Here is a 22,108-nt window from a genome sequence, read left to right as displayed (position 1 = left end):
ACTCCAGTCTAGGAAACGCCCTCGACGGCGGGCGCGGTCCGTGCTTCGGACGCACCGCTGCGCTCGCGGATGAGGAACCCGAAGCCGAACGCGATGAAGAACATCAGCACCCCGTAGACGGCCGCGGGGAGGCTCAGCTCCACCGAACCGAGCACGGACTGCGCGATCACGATCGCCAGGGTCGCGTTGTGGATGCCGATCTCGAACGACGTCGCGATCGCCTGACGCTTGCCCACCCGCAGCATCCGCGGGATGAGGAATCCGACCGCGAGGCTGACCAGGCAGAACAGCACGGTGATGAGAGCCAGACGCGCCACGTTGTCGACCAGGAGCGTCCAGTTCGAGGCCACGGCGCCCGCGATCACGACGATCAGGATGACGACCGAGGCGATGCGCACCGGCTTGTCCATGCTCGCGGCGAACCGTGGCCAGAACCGCCGGATCAGCATGCCGAGCGCGACGGGCAGCAGCACGATCGCGAACACCTCGAGGGCCTTCGACCACTGCAGCCCCAGCGTGTCATCGAACGGGCGGAAGTAGGCGATCGCGAGGTTCGTGATGATCGGCAGCGTGATCACCGCGATCACCGAGTTCACCGCCGTGAGCGAGATGTTGAGAGCGATGTCGCCGCGGAACAGGTGGCTGTACAGGTTCGCCGTGGTGCCGCCCGGCGACGCGGCGAGCATCATCATTCCCACCGCCAGCACCGGCGGCAGCTGGAACAGCAGCACGAGCCCGAAGCAGACGGCCGGCAGGAGCACCAGCTGACACAGCAGCGCGACGATCACCGCCCTCGGCTGCTTGAGCACCCGGGCGAAGTCGCCGAGGGTGAGGCTGAGGCCCAGACCCAGCATGATGATGCCGAGCGCGACGGGCAGTCCGATGGTGGTCAACGCTGATCCCATGGCACTCAGTGTGGCGGACGGAGGGCCTCGGTGTCACGGGTTCGTGAGACGCGCGCCGAAACGGAAGAAGCCCCCGACGAGGGGGGGCTTCCGTGGTGGCGAGTGAGGGATTCGAACCCCCGAAGTCGAAGACGGCTGATTTACAGTCAGATCCCTTTGGCCACTTGGGTAACTCGCCAGAGCGCACCCGTCCGACTTCAACAGCCAACCGGGGGCACGAAGATCCATCATACCCGCACGATGCGGGGTCGAGAAATCGAGGCGTCAGCTGCCGTGCACCCCGCGGTCGGACTCGGCGAGCGACTCGGGCGTGCGCAGCAGACCGCCCTCGGCCCTGCACGTCGCGGCCGCGATGTCCATGGCCCGTCGCAGCAGGGCGTCCCACTCCCCTGCGGCCTGCGGAGCAGCGGCGACCAGACCGCCGGCGACGGCGGCGAGCGTCGCATCGCCCGCCCCCACGGTGTCGACGAGGCGCCCGGGCAGCGCGGAGATCGGGGCCGTCGAAGTGCCGGCGTCGGACTCGAGCACCGCGCCGTCCGCCCCCGCGGTGGCCAGCACCGCGCGCACGCCGAGCCCCCGGAGACGGGAGCGCAGCACGTCGAGGTCGCCGTCGTAGAGCACCGCCGCGTCGTCGGCGCCGACCTTCACGACCTCGGCCTGCGCGGCCAGACGCTCGAAGCCGCGCACGAACTCGTCGCGGTCGCTCAGCATGCCCGTGCGCGGGTTCGGGTCGATCGCGAGGCGCGCACCGTCCAGGGCGGCCGCGAGCGCGTCGACCTCGGCGGGAGCGTCGAACGGGAAGCAGCTGACGACCGCGAGGTCGGCGTCCGCGATCGCGGCCACCGCCTCGTCCGAGTAGCGGATCGTGCGCTCCTGGGCGGCACGGTTGAAGACGTAGCTCGGCTCGCCGTTCGCGGCCCGGGTCACGACGGCGCGCGACGACCCGTGCGGCGCCGCGCTCGCGATCAGGCGCACGCCGTGGTCCGCCACATACTCGCGGATGTGCGCGCCTGCGACGTCTTCTCCCACCATCGCGATGAGCGTCGTGGGGATTCCGAGCCGCCGCAGACCCACCGCCACGTTCAGGGCGGCTCCGCCGACGAACTCGCGGACGCCGCTGTCATCCCGGATCTCGTCGATCAGGGCGTCTCCGATGACGACGGCCGAGCCGCCGGGGGAAGTCTCAGTGCTCACTCGCCGACCCTACCGCGCCCGCCCGCGCTCCGGAGCGCTGCCGAACTGCGCGCCCGAACGCGGCGAGGGACGACGAAGGCCCCGGGCGATGCCCGGGGCCTTCGTTCACTCAGTCACACCTCAGTCGTGTCGCGACGACGTCGCTCGACAACCTCAATCGACTCGGCCGGACGAGCACGCTCGCCGGCTCTCGCCTCAATCAGTTGTAGGTACCGGGGGTGATGTCGTCCGTCGAGAACGCGTCGAAGTCGACGTAGCCGAAGTCGCCGTCCGCGTACGCGCCGTCGGACGCGAAGATCCGGTTCGGGTAGCGCTCGCTCTTGGCTTCCTCGGTGGCCTCGACCGTGACGTCGCGGTACTTCGAGAGACCGGTTCCGGCGGGGATGAGCTTACCGATGATGACGTTCTCCTTGAGACCGACCAGCGGGTCGCGCTTGCCCTCCATGGCGGCCTGCGTGAGCACGCGGGTCGTCTCCTGGAAGGACGCGGCGGACAGCCACGACTCGGTCGCGAGCGACGCCTTCGTGATACCCATCAGCTCCGGGCGACCCGACGCGGGGCGCTTGCCCTCGGCCACGGCCTCGCGGTTGATCTGCTGGTAGCGCTTCAGGTCGACCATCTCACCCGGCAGCAGGGTCGTGTCGGCGTGGTCGACGACGGTGACCTTGCGGAGCATCTGGCGGACGATGACCTCGATGTGCTTGTCGTGGATCGGCACACCCTGCGAGCGGTACACGCCCTGCACGCCGCCGACGAGGTACTTCTGCACCTCGCGGGCACCCATGACGCGCATGACCTCCTTGGGGTCGAGCGTGCCGACCTGCAGGGGCTGACCGACCGAGACGTGCTGGCCGTCCTCGACGAGGAGCGTCGCACGCTTCAGCACCGGGTAGACGACGGGCTCGTCGCCGTTGTCGGGCGTCAGGATGACCTTCTTGGCCTTGTCGGTCTCGTCGATCGTGATGCGGCCGTCGGCCTCGGCGATCGGCGACGCACCCTTGGGGGTACGGGCCTCGAACAGCTCCTGCACACGGGGCAGACCCTGCGTGATGTCGTCGGCCGACGCGGAACCACCGGTGTGGAAGGTACGCATCGTCAGCTGGGTACCGGGCTCACCGATCGACTGGGCCGCGATGATGCCGACGGCCTCGCCGATGTCGACCGTCTTGCCGGTCGCGAGCGAACGGCCGTAGCACTGCGCGCACACGCCGACGGCGGAGTCGCAGGTCAGGACCGAGCGGACCTTGATGGTCTCGACACCCGCAGCGACCAGCTTGTCGATGAGCACGTCGCCCACGTCGTCGCCGGCCGAGGCGAGGACCTCGCCCGCCGCGTTCACGACGTCGGAGGCCAGCGTCCGGGCGAACACCGAGTTCTCGACGTTCGCGTCGCGCACCAGCTCACCCTGCGAGTTCGGCGCGGCGATCGGGAGCTCGAGGCCCTTCGACGTGCCACAGTCCTCTTCGCGGATGATGACGTCCTGCGAGACGTCCACCAGACGACGGGTCAGGTAACCCGAGTCGGCGGTACGCAGAGCGGTGTCGGCCAGACCCTTACGGGTACCGTGCGTCGCGATGAAGTACTCCGCCACCGACAGACCCTCGCGGTACGAGGAGATGATCGGACGCGGGATGATCTCACCCTTGGGGTTGTTCACCAGACCACGCATACCGGCGATGTTCCGGATCTGCAGCCAGTTACCACGGGCGCCCGAGGACACCATGCGGTTGATGGTGTTGTCCTCCGGGAAGTGCGCCTTCATCGCGGCCTGCACCTCGTCGGTCGCCTCGGTCCAGATCTTGATGAGCTCCTGACGACGCTCGGCGTCGGTCGTGAGGCCCTTCTCGTACTGGGACTGGACCTTCGCGGCCTGCTTCTCGTAGCCCGCGACGATCTCCGCCTTGTTCGGCGGGGTGAGGATGTCGCTCAGCGCGACGGTGACACCCGAACGGGTCGCCCAGTAGAAGCCGGCATCCTTGATGCGGTCCAGCGTGGCGGCCGTCTCGACCTTGGGGTACTCCTCGGCCAGCTTGTTGACGATCTGCGACAGCTTGCCCTTGTCGGCCTGCTCGCGGACGAAGGGGTAGCCCTTCGGCAGCGCGTCGTTGAAGATCGCCTGACCGAGCGACGCGTCGACCAGACCGTGCTTCTCGTAGCCCTCGGGAGCCTCGCCCTCCAGGAAGGCCAGACCCGGGATGCGGATGCGGACCTTCGCCTGCAGGTCGAGCGTGCCCTCGTCGTACGCGAGCTGCGCCTCACCGACGGAGCCGAACGCACGGCCCTCGCCCTTGGCGCCGGCCTTGACCGTGGTCAGGTGGTGCAGACCGATGATCATGTCCTGCGAGGGCAGGGTCACCGGACGGCCGTCCGACGGCTTGAGGATGTTGTTCGACGCGAGCATCAGCACGCGGGCCTCGGCCTGAGCCTCGACCGACAGCGGCAGGTGCACGGCCATCTGGTCACCGTCGAAGTCGGCGTTGAACGCCGCGCAGACGAGCGGGTGCAGCTGGATGGCCTTGCCCTCCACGAGCTGCGGCTCGAACGCCTGGATGCCCAGACGGTGCAGGGTGGGTGCACGGTTGAGCAGCACCGGACGCTCGCGGATGATCTCCTCGAGCACGTCCCAGACCTCGGGACGCGTGCGCTCGACGGCGCGCTTCGCGGCCTTGATGTTCTGCGAGTGACCGAGGTCGATCAGGCGCTTGATGACGAACGGCTTGAACAGCTCGAGCGCCATCTGCTTGGGCAGACCGCACTGGTGCAGCTTGAGCTGCGGGCCGACCACGATGACCGAACGGCCCGAGTAGTCGACACGCTTGCCGAGCAGGTTCTGACGGAAACGACCCTGCTTTCCCTTGAGCATGTCGCTCAGGGACTTCAGTGCACGGTTGCCGGTACCGGTGACGGGGCGACCACGGCGGCCGTTGTCGAACAGCGCGTCGACGGCCTCCTGCAGCATCCGCTTCTCGTTGTTGACGATGATCTCGGGGGCGCCGAGGTCGATCAGGCGACGGAGACGGTTGTTGCGGTTGATCACGCGGCGGTACAGGTCGTTCAGGTCGGAGGTCGCGAAGCGGCCACCGTCGAGCTGCACCATCGGACGCAGCTCCGGCGGGATCACCGGAACGACGTCGAGCACCATCGCGGCCGGGCTCATGCCGGTCTCGAGGAACGAGTTGACGACCTTGAGGCGCTTGATCGCACGGATCTTGCGCTGGCCCTTGCCCTCCGAGATCTGCAGGTGCAGGCTCTCGGCCTCGGCGGTCAGGTCGAACGCGGCCAGGCGACGCTGGATCGCCTCGGCACCCATGTAGGCCTCGAAGTACTGGCCGAAGCGGTCCTGCAGCTCGTGGAAGACGTCGTCCTCCGGGCGCAGGGCACCGACCTCGAGCGTGCGGAAGTCCTCCCACACGCGCTCCAGCTTCAGGATCGCCTCGTCGGCACCCTTGCGGATGAGCGACATCTCCTTCTCGGCGGCGTCCTTGACCTTCTTCTTGGCGTCGGCCTTGGCACCCTCGGCCTCGAGAGCCGCGAGCTCCTCCTCCAGCTTGGCCAGGCGCTCCGCGATCTTGGCGTCGCGGCGGTCGCCGAGCGTCTTCAGCTCGAGGCGGATGTTGTTCTCCTGCGTGCCCAGGTCGCGGTGACGAGCATCCTCGTCGACCGAGATGACCATGTAGGCGGCGAAGTAGATGACCTTCTCGAGGTCCTTCGGCGCCATGTCGAGCAGGTAGCCGAGGCGCGAGGGCACGCCCTTGAAGTACCAGATGTGGGTGACGGGAGCGGCGAGCTCGATGTGACCCATGCGCTCACGGCGGACGGAGCTCTTGGTGACCTCCACGCCACAGCGCTCACAGACGATGCCCTTGAAGCGGACGCGCTTGTACTTGCCGCAGGCGCACTCCCAGTCACGGGACGGGCCGAAGATCTGCTCTCCGAAGAGACCGTCCTTCTCCGGCTTGAGGGTGCGGTAGTTGATGGTTTCGGGCTTCTTGACCTCGCCGTAGGACCACGCGCGGATGTGGTCTGCGGTCGCCAGGCCGATGCGAAGCTCATCGAAGGTTGTGGACTCGAGCACTAGTTCTCCTGTGTCGGAAATTCTGTTTGAGAAGTCTGCTTCGGTGAGCCGGGGACACGGCGGTCCCCGGCTCCCGAAGGATTAGATCTCGTCGATCGAGGCGGCCTCGAAGCGGCTGGAGATGTTGATACCGAGTTCCTCTGCGGCGCGGAACGCCTCGTCGTCGGTGTCGCGGAGGTTGACCAGCGTGCCGTCGGCCGAGAGGACCTCGACGTTCAGGCAGAGCGACTGCATCTCCTTCATGAGCACCTTGAACGACTCCGGGATGCCGGGCTCCTGGATGTTCTCGCCCTTGACGATCGCCTCGTACACCTTGACGCGGCCGAGGATGTCGTCGGACTTGATCGTGAGGAGCTCCTGGAGGGCGTACGCGGCGCCGTAGGCCTCGAGGGCCCACACCTCCATCTCACCGAAGCGCTGCCCACCGAACTGCGCCTTACCACCGAGCGGCTGCTGGGTGATCATCGAGTACGGACCGGTGGAGCGGGCGTGGATCTTGTCGTCCACCAGGTGGTGGAGCTTCAGGATGTACATGTAGCCCACGGAGATCGGCGCCGGGAACGGCTCGCCGGAGCGGCCGTCGAACAGCTGCGTCTTGCCGCTCGAGTCGATCAGGCGCAGGCCGTCACGCGTCGGGAGCGTCGAGTCGAGCAGACCGGCGATCTCCTCCTCGCTGGCGCCGTCGAACACCGGGGTCGCGACCTTGGTGCCGGGGGCGGCCTCGAAGGCCTGCTCCGGCAGCTTGGCGGCCCACTCCGGGGTGCCCTCGACCTTCCAGCCCTGCTTCGCGATCCACCCGAGGTGGGTCTCGAGCACCTGGCCGAAGTTCATTCGACCCGGGATGCCCAGCGGGTTGAGGACGATGTCGACCGGCGTGCCGTCCGAGAGGAACGGCATGTCCTCGACGGGCAGGATCTTCGCGATGACACCCTTGTTGCCGTGACGGCCGGCGAGCTTGTCACCCTCGGTGATCTTGCGCTTCTGGGCGATGTAGACCACGACGCGGCGGTTCACGCCGGAGCCGAGCTCGTCGTCGCCGTCCTCGGCGTTGAACTCCTTGACGGCGATGATCGTGCCCTGCTCACCGTGCGGCACCTTCAGCGACGTGTCGCGGACCTCGCGGCTCTTCTCGTTGAAGATCGCGCGGAGCAGGCGCTCCTCGGCCGACAGCTCGGTCTCACCCTTCGGCGTGACCTTGCCGACGAGGATGTCGCCGGGGCGGACCTCGGCACCGATGCGGATGATGCCGCGCTCGTCGAGATCCTTCAGCAGCTCGGGGCTGACGTTGGGGAGGTCACGGGTGATCTCCTCCTTGCCGAGCTTGGTGTCGCGGGCGTCGACCTCGTACTCCTCGATGTGGATCGACGAGAGGGTGTCGTCCTTCACCAGGTCCTGGCTCAGGATGATGGCGTCCTCGAAGTTGTAGCCCTCCCACGTCATGAACGCGACGAGGAGGTTCTTGCCGAGGGCCAGCTCGCCGTTCTCGGTGGCGGGGCCGTCGGCGATGACCTCGCCGACCTCGACGCGCTCACCGGCCGACACGACGACCTTCTGGTTGTAGGAGGTGCCCTGGTTCGAGCGGTCGAACTTGCGCAGGTGGTACTCCTGCGTGCCGCCCTCGTCGAGCATGACCACGACGCGGTCGGCGGAGACCTCGGAGACGACACCGGCCTTCTCGGCGGTGATCACGTCACCCGCGTCGATGGCGGTGTAACCCTCCATACCGGTGCCGACGAGCGGCGAGTCGCTGCGCAGCAGCGGCACGGCCTGGCGCTGCATGTTGGCGCCCATGAGCGCGCGCTGCGCGTCGTCGTGCTCGAGGAAGGGCACGAGCGAGGTCGCGACCGACACCATCTGGCGCGGCGAGACGTCGATGTAGCCGATCTCCTCCGGCAGGAACAGGTCGACCTCACCGCTACCGCCCTTGGGGCGCGCGAGCACGTGGCTCTCGCGGAAGCGACCCTTCGCATCGAGCGGCGCGTTGGCCTGCGCGATGTTGAAGTCGACCTCCTCGGACGCCGTGAGGTAGTCGATCTGCTCGGTCACGACACCGTCGACGACCTTGCGGTACGGGGTCTCGATGAAGCCGAACGAGTTGATGCGCGCGAAGGTCGCGAGCGCACCGATCAGGCCGATGTTCGGGCCTTCCGGGGTCTCGATCGGGCACATGCGGCCGTAGTGCGAGGGGTGGACGTCACGGACCTCGACGCCGGCGCGGTCGCGGCTCAGACCACCGGGGCCGAGGGCCGAGAGGCGGCGCTTGTTGGTCAGACCCGCGAGCGGGTTGTTCTGGTCCATGAACTGCGACAGCTGCGAGGTTCCGAAGAACTCCTTGATCGCGGCGACGACGGGGCGCACGTTGATCAGCGTCTGCGGCGTGATGGCCTCGATGTCCTGCGTGGTCATGCGCTCGCGGACGACGCGCTCCATGCGGGACAGACCCGTGCGGACCTGGTTCTGGATCAGCTCGCCGACCGCGCGGATGCGACGGTTGCCGAAGTTGTCGATGTCGTCGGTCGCGAGACGGATCTCCGTCTTCTTGCCGCCGCGGATGCCCTCGAAGGTCTCCTCGGTGCCGGCGTGCAGACGCACCAGGTACTTGATGGTCGCGACGATGTCCTGCACCGTCAGCACCGACTCCGTCAGCGGGGTGTCGAGACCCAGCTTGTGGTTGATCTTGTACCGGCCGACCTTGGCGAGGTCGTAGCGCTTCGGGTTGAAGTAGAAGTTGTCGAGCAGCGCGCGGGCGGCCTCGGCGGCCACCTGCTCGCCCGGACGCAGCTTGCGGTAGATGTCGCGCAGCGCGTCTTCCTTGGTGACGATCGTGTCCTTCGCGAGCGTCTCCTCGATGGAGGTGTAGCCGGCGAACTCGGCCAGGATCTCCTCGCTGGTCATGCCCAGCGCCTTGAGGAAGACCGTGACGGACTGCTTGCGCTTGCGGTCGACGCGCACGCCCACCTGGTCGCGCTTGTCGATCTCGAACTCGAGCCAGGCACCGCGGCTCGGGATGACGCGCGCCGAGACGATGTCCTTGTCGGAGGTCTTGTCGGGCGTCTTGTCGAAGTAGACACCGGGCGAGCGGACGAGCTGCGAAACGACGACGCGCTCGGAGCCGTTGATGATGAACGTGCCCTTGTCGGTCTGCAGGGGGAAGTCGCCCATGAAGACCGTCTGCGTCTTGATCTCACCCGTGAGGTGGTTCATGAACTCGGCCTCGACGTACAGCGGCGCGGCGTAGGTCTTGCCACGCTCCTTGCACTCCTCGATCGAGTACTTCTCCGGCTCGAGGTACGGGTTCGTGAACGACAGCTGCATCGTCTCGCCGAGGTCCTCGATCGGGGAGATCTCCTCGAAGATCTCGCCCAGACCGCTGTTCTCGTTCACGTCGGTGCGACCGGCGGCCTTCGCCTCGGCCACGCGCGCCTTCCAGGCGTCGTTGCCGACGAGCCAACCGAAGGACTCGGTCTGCAGAGCGAGAAGGTCGGGGACCGTCAGCGTGTCGGAGATCTTGGCGAACGAAAGACGGGAAGCTCCGCGTCCGTTCTTGGTGGTGGTGGATGTGGATGCGTTGGGAGCAGCAGCCAAGGGAATAACCTCCGTGAGCCCCGCAGGGCTTCTCGATTCCTTTGTCGTCAGGTGGAGTTCGCGCTCGAGAGCTCAACGGATGCCGACCACCATATGAGGGCAGGGAGGAGCGAGCGCAACTACCAACTATACCCACGATTCCGCGACATGGCAAGCACAGTCCTTGACCAATCTCAGAACCTGCGGTATTGGCGCTCGCTCCCCCGTCTCAGGACGCGATGCCGAGCTCGTTGCCCGGGATCGAGGCGAGCAGGCGCCGCGTGTAGGGGTCGCGCGGATTCGTGAAGATCTCCTCCGACGTCGCCGCCTCGACCAGCTTCCCGTCCTTCATCACGCACACGTAGTCGCTGATGAGCCGCACCACCGCGAGGTCGTGCGAGATGAACAGGTAGCTCAGGCCGTACTCCCGCTGCAGGTCGCCGAGCAGCCGCAGGATCTGGTCCTGCACCAGCACGTCGAGCGCCGACACCGGCTCGTCGCACACGATGAGGTCGGGCGAGAGCGCGAGCGCCCGGGCGATCGCGACGCGCTGCCGCTGACCGCCCGACAGCTCCGACGGGTAGCGGCGCAGCATCGACTGCGGCAGCGCCACGTCGTCGAGCAGCTGCCGCACGCGCTTGCGACGGTCGGCGCCACTCCCCCGCCGATAGAACTCCAGGGGTTCGGCGATCAAACGCTCGATCGTGAACATCGGGTTCAGGCTCGAGTACGGGTCCTGGAAGATCGGCTGCACGCGCTGCCGGAACTCCTTCGTCTCCGCCCTGCTGAGCGTCGAGACGTCCTTGCCCTCGTAGCGGATGAGTCCGCTGGTGGGCTCGATCAGCTTGAGCAGCATGCGGGCGGTCGTCGTCTTGCCCGAGCCGGACTCCCCGACGATCGCGACCGTCTCGCCGCGCGGGATCGCCAGCGACACGTCATCGACGGCCACGAAGTCCTCGTGTTTGCCCCGCACCGGATACACCTTCGTGAGGTTCTCGATCTCGACGATGTGGTCGCGCGGCTTCTCCTCCGCGGGCTGCTCCGCGGCGGACGTGTCGCGCACGAACGCCTCCGGCCGCAGCCGGGCGACCGCGACCGAGGGCGCCGCCTTCACGAGCGACTGCGTGTACGGGTGCTGCGGGTCCTCCAGGATCTGCCGCGCGGGCCCCTGCTCGACCACCTTGCCGCGGTGCATCACCACGACCCGCTCCGCCCGCTCGGCCGCGAGACCGAGGTCGTGCGTGATGAGCAGCACCGCCGTGCCGAGCTCGCGCGTCATCTCGCCGATCTGGTCGAGGATGGTCTGCTGCACCGTGACGTCGAGCGCGCTGGTGGGCTCGTCGGCGATCAGCAGCCGCGGCTTGCACGCCAGCCCGATCGCGATCAGCGCGCGCTGGCGCATACCGCCGGAGAACTCGTGCGGATACTGCTTCGCGCGGCGCTCCGGGTCGGGCAGGCCCGCGGCCGTGAGCGCCTCGACGACCTTCCCCTGCACGTTCTGCCGCGTGGCCAGGCCGTGCGCGAGCAGCGTCTCTGCGACCTGCGTGCCGATCTTGGCGACCGGGTTGAGGTTCGACATGGGGTCCTGCGGGACCAGGCCGATGTCGCGCCCCCGGATCGTGCGCAGCTCGTTCTCCGAGGCGTGCGCGATCTCGCGGCCGTCCAGGCGGATACTGCCCGCCGCGACCTTCCCGCCCCCGGCGAGCAGCCCGATGATGGCCATCGCGGTGGTGGATTTGCCCGACCCGGACTCGCCCACGATCGCGACCGTCTCGCCCGGCCGGATCTCCAGGTCGACGCCCTCGACCGCGTGCACCACGCCGTCCATGGTGGCGAAGTCGACCGCCAGTCCCTCGACCGACAGCAGCGGCTCGTCCGACATGCGGTCCTCCCTCGCAGCGCGCGCGGCGCCCTCGTCTCGCGTGTTCATCGTGCCCTCGTCCTCGGGTCCATGGCCTCGCGCAGCGCCTCACCCAGCAGGGTGAAGCCGAGCGCGGTGACCGCGATGCAGATGCCGGGCAGGAACGCCAGCCACGGCGCGATCGCCAGCTCCGCCTGGGCGTAGGTGAGCATGCGCCCCCACTCGGCGGTCTCGGGGCGGCCGCCGCCGAGCCCGAGGAACGACAGCGCCGCCGCGTCGATCACCGCGGTCGCCAGCGTCAGCGTGCCCTGCACGATCACGGGGCCGATCGCATTGGGGAGCACGTGCGACATCGTGATCCGGCCGCGGCCGAGGCCCAGCGTCTGCGCCGAGAGCACGTAGTCGCTGGAGCGCTGCTGCAGCATCGACGCCCGCAGCAGCCGCGCGAAGATCGGCACCTGCGAGGCACCGATCGCGATCATGACCGCGAACGGCGTCTGGCCGAGGATCGCCGCGATCGACACCGCCAGCAGCAGGTTCGGCACGGACAGGATGATGTCGACCACGCGCATGATGACCGTGTCGACCCAGCCGCCGAACGTGCCGGCGATGAGCCCGAGCAGCATGCCGCCGATGAGCCCCATCGCGGTCGAGACGACACCGATGAGCAGCGACGCCTGCGCGCCCCAGATCAGCTTCGAGAGCACGTCGCCGCCGAAGCGGTCGAGCCCGAGCGGGAACTCCGGCAGCTCGCCCGGTCCGGGGATGTGCGTCGGGGTGATGAACTTCGCGCCGGGGAGCGCGGTCTCCGGATACGGGGCGATCACCGGTGCCAGCAGGGCGATTGCCAGGAAGACGAGCACGATGACCGCGCCGATCCATGCGGTCGGGTTGCGGCGGAGTCGACGGAACACGTCGCTCCAGAAGCCGCCGCCGTTCTTCAGATCGGCCTGCGCGATCGCGACGGTGTCGATGCTTCCCCCGCTCTCGGCGGAGGGTCCCTGTGCGGGTGGGAGGGCGATGCTCATGCGACCGCCTCCTTTCGGACGATGAGGAGGGACATCACTGCACCCTCACTCTCGGGTCGATGAAGCTGTAGGAGACGTCCACCGCCAGGTTGATCAGCGCGTACGCGATCGCGATGAAGATGATGAAGCCCTGGAGCACCGGGAAGTCCCGCGTGAAGATGGCCCGCGCCAGGAACGAGCCGATGCCGGGGAACGCGAACACCGTCTCGGTGAGCACCGCCCCCGAGATCAGCAGTCCCGTCTGCAGACCGATCGTGGTGATCACCGGCAGCATGGCGTTGCGCAGGATGAAGCGGCTGCGCAGTGTCGACGAGCCGACGCCCTTCGCGCGCCCGGTGCGGACGTAGTCGGCGTTCTGCACCTCGAGCACGCTCGCCCTTGTGATGCGCACGATGATCGCCAGCGGGATCGTGCCGAGCGCGAGCGCCGGGAGGATGAGGTGCAGGATGGCGTCCCACGCCGCGTCGAACTCGCCGGTGATGATGCCGTCCCACACGTAGAACCCGGTGGGATGCGTCGCGTCTATCCGCGGGTTCTGCCGCCCGTCGGACGGCAGCCAGCCCAGCTGCACCGCGAAGACGTACTTGAGGATGAACGCCAGGAAGAACACCGGGATGGTGATGCCGATCAGGCTCAGCACGACCGAGGCGTGATCGGTGAACTTGCCGTGTCGCCGCGCGGCCCAGTAGCCGAGCGGGATGCCAACGCCCACCGCGAAGATGAGCGCCATGACGCTCAGCTCGATCGTGGCGGGGAACCGGCGGAAGAACTCCTCCACCACCGGACGGTTGGTCTGGATCGAGGTGCCGAAGTCGCCCTGCAGCAGGCGCGTGATCCAGATGAAGTACTGCTCGATGAGCGGCTTGTTGAAGCCGTAGAGCTCGTTGACCCTGGCGATCGCCTCGGGTGTGGCCTTCTCGCCGAGGAGGGCGACCGCGGGGCCGCCGGGAAGGGCCCTGACCCAGGCGAACAGCAGGATGCTGAGCCCGAACAGGGTGGGGATGAGGAACAGCAGTCGCCTGCCGATGGTGCGCAGCACGAAGATCTCCGTCGATCAGGCCCGTCGTCTCGCTCCGCTCGTTCAGGGACCGAACCGGGGTGGTTTCCCGATCCGGTCCCTGAGCGAGGAGCGGAGCGACGAGACGAAGGGGTCTCGGTCGGTCAGGCCGTTACTTGGTGAGGACGATGTCCGTGAAGACCTCGTCGTTCACCGGGCTGGCAGGGTAGCTCTTCACGCGCGGGTCGAACGCGAGCGTCGGAGCCGGGTGCGCGAGCGGGACGCCGGGGATGAACTCCGCCACCATCTCGTTGATGTCCTCGTACAGCGCGGTCTGCTCCTCCAGGTTGGACACGCCGCGAGCCTCGGTCAGCTTCTGGAACAGCTCCGGGTTGTCGAAGCCCCACTCCGAGCTCTGCTGGCCGAAGAACACGCCGACGAAGTTGTCGGTGTCGTTGTAGTCGCCCGTCCAGCCCAGCAGGTGGATGCCGTGGTCGGAGGTGCCGGTCGTGCGGTCGAGGTACTCGACCCACTCCTCCGACACCGGGGTGGTCTCCACGCCGACCTCGGACAGCTGCGACGACAGCACCGTGAAGATCTGCTCGGGGTCCGGCATGTAGGGACGCGACACGTTGACCGGGTAGTTGAAGGTGAGCTTCAGCGGGTTCGACTCGTCGTAGCCGGCCTCCGCGAGCAGGGCCTTGGCCTTCTCGGGGTCGTAGTCGTAGGTCGTGACGTCGGGGTTGTAGCCGTTGACGACCTCGGGCACGAACTGCGTGGCCTTCTGCGTGCCCTCGGGCAGCACCTGGCTGATCAGCGCGTCCTTGTCGACCGCGTACGAGAGGGCCTCGCGCACCTTCGGGTCCTGCAGCTCGGGCACGGCCTGGTTGAACGCCAGGTACAGGATCGTGAACGGCGGGCGCGACACCATCGTGAAGCCGTCGTCCTCGAGCGCCTTGGTGTCGGCGGGACCGACGAGGTCGTAGCCGTCGATCGAGCCGGACTCGAGCGCCTGGCGGCGGGCCGTCGGATCGTCGATCGTGCGGAAGATGATCTCGTCGACCTGACCCGCGTCGCCCCAGTAGTCGTCGTAGGCCTTGAGCGTGACCTGCTCGCCCGGCGCCCACTCCTCGAACTGGTAGGGGCCCGTGCCGACCGGGTGGCCCATCGCGTACTCGGACAGCTGCGGCGCCTCGGCCGACCCGCCGACCTCATCGGCGCCGAACTCCTGCATCGCGGACGGGCTCTGCATGCCGAACGCGGGCAGCGACAGCGAGGCGATGAACCCGGCGAACGGCTTGTTCAGCTCGATCGTGACGGAGTTCTCGCCGTCGGGCGTGCACGACTTGTAGACGGCGTCGGCGGGGTTCGACGCGTAGCCCTTGAAGAGCTTGTTGTAGTAGTAGCCGAACGCCTCGGAGGCGGCCAGACCGGTCCAGTTGTACCAGCGGTCGAAGTTGTAGCAGACCGCCTCGGCGTTGAACGGGGTGCCGTCCTGGAAGGTCACCCCCTCCTTCAGCTGGAAGGTGTGCGACATGCCGTCCTCGGACGACTCCCACGACTCCGCCAGCAGCGGCGCGGGGTCGGCGGTGCCCGGCTCGGTGCCCACCAGACCCTCGAAGATCTGGCGGGAGACGCGGAACGTCTCGCCGTCCTGCGCGAACGCGGGGTCGAGGCTCGCCGGATCGGACGACGCGGCGAAGACGAACGTGCCGTCGACGTCGCCCGAGCCCTCCGAACCGTTGTCGCCGCGCTCGCTGGCGACGCATCCGGCGAGAGCGAGAGCCGCGATGGCCGCTCCGGTGACGGCGACGATCCCTCGCCGACGCATGGCTGACTGGTGCATTGTGTGACCTTCCCTGTCGGGCGCTTCGATGCGCGTACCCGGGGCGTCGTCGCCCCGGAGACGGTGATTCCTCGAAGGTACCCAGCCGGATCGCGGATGCCAAATAGCCGGAGGTTGCGATCCGGTATCGACACGCGCGGGACTGCGGATCGGGTACCGTCGAGAACGTGCCAGAGTCCACCCCGCTCGCCGTCTGCTTCGGCGAGGGCATGGTCGCCCTCGTCCCGGCCACCGCCGGTGCCCTGGAGATCTGCCGCACGTTCGACCGGTCGCTCGCGGGCGCGGAGTGGAACACCGCGATCGCGCTCGCCTCGGCGGGAGTCGACACGGCCGTGGTCTCGCGCGTCGGCGACGACGGGTTCGGCCGGTTCCTGACGGGCGAGCTCCGCGCCCACGGCGTGGACGACAGCGCGATCGAGGTCGATGCGGACGCGCCGACCGGGCTGTACGTCAAGGAGCTGTCGCCCCGGCCGGACGGCACGGTCGAGGGCACGATGCACTACTACCGGGCAGGGTCGGCCGCCGCCGCACTGTCTCCGCGCACCCTCGAGACGCCCGCGGCCGCTGCCCTCCTCGCCCGCGCCGCGCTCGTGCACACCTCGGGCATCACGCCAGCCCTGTCGGACTCGGCCGCCGCCGCGCAGGATGCGCTGTTCCGCGACCACCGTCCCGCTCACGCGCTGCTGAGCTTCGACCTCAACTGGCGCCCGGCGCTCTGGCGCGGGAGGGAAGACCACGCGAAGCGCCTGCTGGGCGGACTCGCCCGCGACGCCGACGTGCTGTTCTGCACCAGGCCGGACGCCGCGGCGGTGTTCGGCACGAGCGACCCCGACGCCCTCCGCGCGCTGTTCCCCGAGCCGCGGTTCGTCGTGGTGACCGACCCGGTCGGCGCCGTGGCGTTCGACCGCGGGGATCGCGCGCAGAGCGACGCCCTCGACGCGCCCGTCGTGGAGACGATCGGCGCGGGAGACGCGTTCGCCGGCGGCTTCCTCGCCGGGGTGCTCGCCGGGCTCTCGCTCAGCGGCAGCCTGGCCCGTGCGCACCGTATCGCCACGCGCGCGATCGCCAGCACCCGCGACCACGTGGACTGACCCCCCCTGCCGTCACCCCCCCCTACGCGCGGCGCGGACGGCGCGGCGGCACGGCATCGTGCGTGCGCTGCAGGGACACGGCCACCGGCTCCCCGCGGTGCTGCACCACGCGCACGAACAGCACGTCGATCAGGGCGAGCTGTGCGATCCGACTCGACATCGCCGCCATGCGATACGGCGACTCCTGCGCCTGGCTGAGCAGCACCACGTCCGCCACCGCCGCGAGCGGGGAGTCCGCATCGCTGGTCACGGCGACCGCGAGCGCTCCGGTGTCGCGCGTCACCTCCAGCGCCCTGACCGTCTCGGCCGTCTCCCCGCCGTGCGAGAAGGCGATCGCGACGTCCTCGGGCGAACGCAGCGACGCGGTCGTGATCGCCAGGTGCGGATCGGCGGAGTGCGACACCGAGCACCCGATGCGCGACAGCTTCAACTGCAGATCCTGCGCCGTCAGCGACGACGCCGCCTGACCGAACAGGTCGATGTGGCGGGCGGCCACCAGCGCACGCGCGACCCGGTCGAGGGCGGCCTCATCGAGCGCACGGGCGGTCTTCTCGATCGCGTCGATCTCCTGCGCCGCGAGCTTCGCCGCGATCGCGCCTGGCCCGTCGTGCGGATCGATCGCGGTGGTGTCCAGGCCGAAGCGCGCCTGCTGCGCCTGGGCGAGCGTGACCGAGCGGGCGACCGCGACCCGCAGCTCGCGGTAGCCGCTGAACCCCAGCGACTGGGCGAACCGCGCCACGGTGGACAGCGACGTGCGGCACAGCTGCGCCAGATCGTTGATCGCGAGGTCGACGACGAGCGTGGGGTCGCCGAGGATGGTCTCGGCCACGCGGCCCTCGGCCGCGCTCAGCCTGGGCAGGGAGCGCCGCACCGTGGCCAGAACGTCGTCGTCCATGCGCTGATCCCGTCTCAACCGGCGGTGGTCGACCTCTGCCGTAGCGGGAAGCGACCCAGGAGTGCCTCCCGTGCGGTCTGCGCCCCGAGCCTGCTGGCCGCCCCGACCTCGACGGTCGGCAGGGGAAGCGGGGTGCGGGCGGGCAGCCCCACGTTCACCACGACCGCGTGCGGGTCGCGGGCGGCGGTGCGTTCCACGAGAGCGCGCTGTGCCGGCTCCGCGTCGGGCCGGTCCACCAGCACCACCGTGGTGCCCGGGGCCGCGACGACCTCGGCGATCACGTCGTCCTGCTCCGTCACGGGACGCGCGGCGACATCGAGCCGGACGCGCACACCGTCGCCCGCGAGGGCGCTGGCCACGTACGACGCGGCGCTGTCGACGGCGAGGGTCGAGCGACGGCGGGCGTCGATCACCGCGAGCGCCTCGGCCGACTCCGGCGCCGCGCCCACGAGGGTCACCGCCCGCCGGGCGATGTCCTGCGCGTCGAAGCCGTCCACGGGCTGCTGCCCGGCGTGCTCGCGGGCGGCCTGCGCCTGCAGCTTCGCGGCGAGGGCGGCCACGCGTCCCGCGGCCTCCTCCACGCGCTCGCGCGACAGCGAGCCGTCGCGCAGCGCAGCCACGATCCCGTCGCGCGCAGCACGGAAGTCGCGCAGATCCTGGTCGGGCAGCGCCGCCTCGCCGGGGTTGGTCGGATTGCCGATGCACAGCAGGTCGACGCCGGCGGCGAGGGCACGTGCCGCGCCGCCGCCGAGCCCGACGGTCTCGCGGATCGCGGCCATGTCGAGCGCGTCGGTGATGATCACGCCGTCGAAGCCCCAGTCGCGCAGGATGCCGAGCACGCGCGGGTTGAGGGTCGCCGGAGCGTCGCCCCACCCGGGAACCACGATGTGCGCGGTCATGACGGCGTCGACGCCCGCCTCCACCGCGGCACGGAACGGCTCCAGGTGCTCGCGCTCGTACTCGTCGAGGTCGAGGTCGATCCGGGGCAGCGCATGGTGCGAGTCGACGTGGGTGTCGCCGTGACCCGGGAAGTGCTTCACGCACGCCGCCGCCCCGCCGTCCTGGATGCCGTCGAGCATCGCGACCGCGTGGCGCGACACGAGCTCCGTGTCCGCGCCGAAGGACCGCACGCCGATGACCGGGTTGCGATGATCGGTGTTGACGTCGGCGACCGGGCCGAGCACGACGTTCCCGCCCACCGCCCGCACGCGGCGGGCGAGCTCCGCACCGGTGCGCTCCGAGGCGACGAGATCGTCGAGCGTGCCGAGCTGCGCCGCGCCGGGGAGCGTGGAGCCGGTGGCCGACTCCAGGCGCGTGACGCTGCCGCCCTCCTCGTCGACGCCGATCAGCGCCGCGGGGTTCGCGTCGAGGATCTGGGCGCTCAGCGCCGGCAGCCCCTCTCCGACGTTCTGCCCGAAGTACACGACACCGGCCAGTCCATCGCGCAGCTCATCGAGAAGCCACGCGGGCGCCTCCGTACCGAGGAAGCCCGGCCACAGCACGCCGTTCGCCAGGCGCTCCAGCTCGTCGGTCATCCCTTCACCGCCCCGGCGACCATGCCGGCGGAGAGCCGACGCTGCACGATCACGAAGAAGATCATGACCGGCACGGTGATGATGGTCGATGCGGCCATGATGCTGCCCCAGTCGTTGGAGTAGAGGCCGAAGAACGACTTGAGGCCGATCGACACCGTGTACTGGTCGGTCTGGGCACCGAGGATCGTCATCGCGAAGATGAACTCGTTCCAGGCGGTGATGAAGCTGAAGATGCTGGTCGCGACGAGACCCGGCATCACCAGCGGAAGCAGCACCGAGCGGAACATGCGCCACCAGCTGGCGCCGTCGATGTACGCGGCCTCCTCCAGCTCGACGGGCACGGCGGCGACGAAGCCGCGCAGCATCCAGATGCCGAACGCGAGCGACAGCGCCACGTACACCACCATCAGACCGATGATGCTGTTGAGCAGGCCGAGGCTCTTCACCTGGAGGAACAGCGGGATCACGAGCGCCTCGAGCGGCACCATCTGCACGACGAGGATCATCATGAGGATCGTGGTGCGGAACTTGAAGCGGAAGCGCGCGACGGCGACCGCCGCGAGCAGGCACACCAGCGCGCTGACGAGCACCGTGACGAGCGCCACGATGGCGGAGTTGCGCAGGTAGGTGCCGAAGCCGCCCTCGGTGAGCACGAAGGCGAAGTTGTCGAACGTGAACTCCTGCGGCAGGAGCGACTGCCCACCGCTGGAGGCCTTGCCGTCGAGTGCGCTGGAGACCATCCAGTACACGGGGAACAGCGTGAAGATCAGGACGGCGGCGACGCCGATCCCGAGACCGATGCGGGAGCGGAGCCGGGGGCGCGGGTTCACAGCTCGTCCTCCTTCATGAGCGACCGGATGTAAACGATCGTGATGCCGATCAGGACGAGGGTGAGCAGCACCGCGAGCGCGGCGCCGAAGCCGTAGCGGTTCTGCCCGAACGACTCCACGTACGACCACACGCCCAGGTTCAGCACCTGGCGGTTGCCGCCGCTTCCGCCGGGCATCAGGTAGACCTGCGCGAAGACCTTGAAGTCCCAGATGGTCGACAGGATGATGACGACCGAGAACACGGGCTTGAGCGTGGGGAAGATGATCTTCCAGAACCGGCGCCATGCACCGGCGCCGTCGAGGGCCGCGGCCTCCAGCATCTCCTTCGAGACGCCGAGGAGCCCGGCGAGGACCGTGATCGCCACGAACGGGAAGCCGTGGTGGACGACGTTGAGCAGCACGATCGCGTAGAACGACCACTGGTTGGTGAACCAGTTGACCTGGCCGTCGATGAGGCCGAGGTCCTGGAGCACCGAGTTGAAGATGCCGCGGTCGGCATCGAAGATGAACGTCCAGACGTAGGTGCCGGTCACGGCGGGCATCGCCCACGCGACCATGATGCAGCTGGACACGATGGTGCGCCACACGGTGCCGAGGCGCGCGAGCAGCAGCGCGACCAGGGTCCCGAGTGCGACGGTGGTGAACACCGCGACGGCCGCGAAGCCGACCGTGTTGGGGAGCACCACCGTCCACAGGGTCGGGTTGGTGAGCGCCTCGACGTAGTTGTCCAGGCCGATCCAGTTGTTCTCGCCGGTGTTGATCTCGCGCAGTCCGTAGTCCTGCAGCGAGTAGATGAACACCTGGACGAGCGGCCAGAGCATGAGCACCGCGAGGATGATCAGCCCGGGCGCGAGGAGAAGCCAGGGACGGGCCGTGACGAGCGAGAGTCCTCGCTTCTTCCGGCCGCCGGCCACGGAGGCGGAGGTGGACTCCGCCTTCGTGGCCGGCAGTGGCGCTTGCACCATCGACATGGAAGGAGTGGTTCCTTACTGGTTGAGCAGTTCGGTCATCTCCGCAGCGGCGTCCTTCGTCGCGGTCGCGACGTCCTTCTGCCCGCTGAGGATGGCCTGGATCATGGCGTTGGTCGTCTTCTTCGCCTGCACGGCGCCGAAGTTCGGGGTGACCGGGACGGACGCGCCGCCGTCGACCATCTGCTCCGCGAACGGGGCGACGAGCGGGTCGGTCGAGGCGAGGGCCTCCTCCATCGCGGACTGCACGCCCGGGAAGTAGCCGGTCTCGTCCGACCACTGCTCGGCGAACTTGCCGGTGGTCATGAGCTTGACGAACTCCCACGCCAGGTCGGCGTTCTTGGTGGTGTTGAAGATCGACAGGTGCGAGCCGCCGAGCACGGACGGGGCGATGCCGCCGTCCTGGCCGGGGATGACCGCGGCGCCGATCTTGCCCTCGAGCTCGGGGTTGGCCTCGACGAGCGCGTTCGGGGTCCACGATCCGGAGAGCATCATGGCGACGTTGCCCTGCGTGAACGCGTCACGGAGGTCGGTCTCCTTCCAGGTGGTGGCACCCGCGGAGGAGAAGCCGTGCTCGGTGGCCAGGCCCGTGTAGAACTCGATGCCGGCCTGCGACTCGGCGCTGTCCAGCTCGCTCGTCCAGGTGTCGCCGTCCTTCGTGGCGATCTCGCCGCCGGCGCCCCAGACCCAGGGGTAGACCTGGAACTCGGCGTCGCCCGCGACCGGGAAGGGCAGCATGTCGGGCTTGGCGGCCTTGATGGCCTCGCCCGCGGTGACGATGTCGTCCCACGTCTTCGGAGCCTCGAGCCCGAGCTCCTCGAAGACATCGGTGCGGTAGACGATCGAGCGGACGCCGGCGTACCACGGCATGCCGTAGAGCTCGTCGTCGTACGTGCCCGCGACCGAGAGGCCCTCGACCAGGTCGTCGCGCAGGCCCTTCTCGCCGTCGACGTACTCGTCGATCGGGAGGAGCGCGCCGGCGTCGGCGAACTCGGCGGTCCAGGTGGTGCCGGTCTCGGCGATGTCGGGGGTGGTGCCGCCGGCGATCGAGGTGACGAAGCGGTCGTGGGCGTCGGCCCACTGGATCTCCTCGATCTTGACGGTCGCGCCGGTCTCCTCCTCGAAGGCCTCGGAGACCTTGTCGTAGAACGCGGTCGCGTCGGGGTTGGTCCCCTTCATGATCCAGACGGTGAGCTCCTTGCCCTCACCGTCGGCCGAGCCGTTGTCGCCACTGCCGCCGGCACAGCCGGCCAGGGCGATCGTGGCGGCGGCGCCGAGCGCCACTGCCGGAAGAATGCGCTTGTGCATGAAGGGATCTC

At 68.8% G+C, this 22,108-nt stretch carries 14 protein-coding genes and 1 tRNA gene; 1 reads left to right on the top strand and 14 read right to left on the bottom strand.

Translation table 11 applies throughout. From position 1 onward, the window contains the following. Positions 1–8 precede the first annotated feature (8 nt). The 9 genes from KZC56_RS09115 to KZC56_RS09075 form a co-directional block, all read right to left on the bottom strand. A complete protein-coding gene (locus KZC56_RS09115; protein WP_240745359.1) occupies positions 9–893 on the bottom strand; it encodes a bile acid:sodium symporter family protein in 885 nt (294 codons plus the stop codon). 105 nt (positions 894–998) lie between these two features. Beyond that, positions 999–1,083, bottom strand: a tRNA-Tyr gene (locus KZC56_RS09110). Positions 1,084–1,169: 86 nt separating this feature from the next. Further along, complete coding sequence (locus KZC56_RS09105; protein ID WP_206251715.1) at positions 1,170–2,099, bottom strand: PfkB family carbohydrate kinase; 930 nt, start codon at positions 2,097–2,099, stop codon at positions 1,170–1,172. Positions 2,100–2,298: 199 nt separating this feature from the next. Beyond that, a complete protein-coding gene (rpoC, locus tag KZC56_RS09100; protein ID WP_136045924.1) occupies positions 2,299–6,174 on the bottom strand; it encodes a DNA-directed RNA polymerase subunit beta' in 3,876 nt (1,291 codons plus the stop codon). 81 nt (positions 6,175–6,255) lie between these two features. Further along, on the bottom strand, positions 6,256–9,759 hold the full coding sequence (gene rpoB, locus KZC56_RS09095) for a DNA-directed RNA polymerase subunit beta (RefSeq protein WP_136031622.1): 3,504 nt from the start codon (positions 9,757–9,759) through the stop codon (positions 6,256–6,258). A gap of 208 nt (positions 9,760–9,967) precedes the next feature. Continuing rightward, positions 9,968–11,668, bottom strand: a complete 1,701-nt coding sequence (locus KZC56_RS09090) for an ABC transporter ATP-binding protein (RefSeq protein ID WP_247638394.1) — start codon at positions 11,666–11,668, stop codon at positions 9,968–9,970. After that, a complete protein-coding gene (locus KZC56_RS09085) occupies positions 11,665–12,627 on the bottom strand; it encodes an ABC transporter permease (RefSeq protein WP_247638393.1) in 963 nt (320 codons plus the stop codon). The genes KZC56_RS09090 and KZC56_RS09085 overlap by 4 nt, the downstream gene beginning before the upstream one ends. A gap of 34 nt (positions 12,628–12,661) precedes the next feature. Then, a complete protein-coding gene (locus tag KZC56_RS09080) occupies positions 12,662–13,666 on the bottom strand; it encodes an ABC transporter permease (protein ID WP_136035908.1) in 1,005 nt (334 codons plus the stop codon). 130 nt (positions 13,667–13,796) lie between these two features. Continuing rightward, on the bottom strand, positions 13,797–15,470 hold the full coding sequence (locus KZC56_RS09075) for an ABC transporter substrate-binding protein (protein ID WP_136032298.1): 1,674 nt from the start codon (positions 15,468–15,470) through the stop codon (positions 13,797–13,799). Positions 15,471–15,637: 167 nt separating this feature from the next. Between KZC56_RS09075 and KZC56_RS09070 the strand changes: the two genes are divergently transcribed. Next, positions 15,638–16,561 (top strand): sugar kinase, encoded by a 924-nt coding sequence (locus KZC56_RS09070; protein WP_247638392.1) that lies wholly within the window; start codon positions 15,638–15,640, stop codon positions 16,559–16,561. Positions 16,562–16,583: 22 nt separating this feature from the next. Here KZC56_RS09070 and KZC56_RS09065 read toward each other — a convergent pair whose 3' ends face one another. From KZC56_RS09065 to KZC56_RS09045, 5 genes are read right to left on the bottom strand one after another with little or no spacing between them, the layout of a single operon-like run. Next, positions 16,584–17,456 carry a MurR/RpiR family transcriptional regulator gene (locus tag KZC56_RS09065; RefSeq protein ID WP_136032295.1) on the bottom strand — a complete coding sequence of 291 codons (873 nt, stop codon included), beginning with the start codon at positions 17,454–17,456 and terminating at the stop codon, positions 16,584–16,586. Between the two features lie 14 nt (positions 17,457–17,470). Next, positions 17,471–18,991 carry a glycoside hydrolase family 3 protein gene (locus KZC56_RS09060; protein ID WP_206251719.1) on the bottom strand — a complete coding sequence of 507 codons (1,521 nt, stop codon included), beginning with the start codon at positions 18,989–18,991 and terminating at the stop codon, positions 17,471–17,473. After that, positions 18,988–19,821, bottom strand: coding sequence for a carbohydrate ABC transporter permease (locus tag KZC56_RS09055; protein ID WP_136032291.1), 834 nt, complete (start codon positions 19,819–19,821; stop codon positions 18,988–18,990). Before KZC56_RS09055 ends, KZC56_RS09060 begins: the two co-directional genes overlap by 4 nt. Beyond that, complete coding sequence (locus KZC56_RS09050; RefSeq protein ID WP_136032289.1) at positions 19,818–20,792, bottom strand: carbohydrate ABC transporter permease; 975 nt, start codon at positions 20,790–20,792, stop codon at positions 19,818–19,820. Before KZC56_RS09050 ends, KZC56_RS09055 begins: the two co-directional genes overlap by 4 nt. A gap of 15 nt (positions 20,793–20,807) precedes the next feature. After that, a complete protein-coding gene (locus KZC56_RS09045) occupies positions 20,808–22,097 on the bottom strand; it encodes a sugar ABC transporter substrate-binding protein (protein WP_136032286.1) in 1,290 nt (429 codons plus the stop codon). Positions 22,098–22,108 lie beyond the last annotated feature (11 nt).

It is taken from the genome of Microbacterium sufflavum (genome assembly GCF_023091155.1).
Classification (GTDB): domain Bacteria; phylum Actinomycetota; class Actinomycetes; order Actinomycetales; family Microbacteriaceae; genus Microbacterium; species Microbacterium sufflavum.
Note: the sequence above shows the minus strand (reverse complement) of the source record. Positions and strands in the feature narration are given on the sequence as shown.

Excerpts from the sequence above, each read along its gene's own strand:
- KZC56_RS09065 (WP_136032295.1), bottom strand. The coding sequence starts at position 17,456 with ATGGACGACGACGTTCTGGCCACGGTGCGGCGCTCCCTGCCCAGGCTG.
- KZC56_RS09050 (WP_136032289.1), bottom strand. The coding sequence starts at position 20,792 with ATGTCGATGGTGCAAGCGCCACTGCCGGCCACGAAGGCGGAGTCCACC.
- KZC56_RS09045 (WP_136032286.1), bottom strand. The coding sequence starts at position 22,097 with ATGCACAAGCGCATTCTTCCGGCAGTGGCGCTCGGCGCCGCCGCCACG.
- KZC56_RS09085 (WP_247638393.1), bottom strand. The coding sequence starts at position 12,627 with ATGAGCATCGCCCTCCCACCCGCACAGGGACCCTCCGCCGAGAGCGGG.
- KZC56_RS09090 (WP_247638394.1), bottom strand. The coding sequence starts at position 11,668 with ATGAACACGCGAGACGAGGGCGCCGCGCGCGCTGCGAGGGAGGACCGC.
- KZC56_RS09060 (WP_206251719.1), bottom strand. The coding sequence starts at position 18,991 with ATGACCGACGAGCTGGAGCGCCTGGCGAACGGCGTGCTGTGGCCGGGC.
- KZC56_RS09075 (WP_136032298.1), bottom strand. The coding sequence starts at position 15,470 with ATGCACCAGTCAGCCATGCGTCGGCGAGGGATCGTCGCCGTCACCGGA.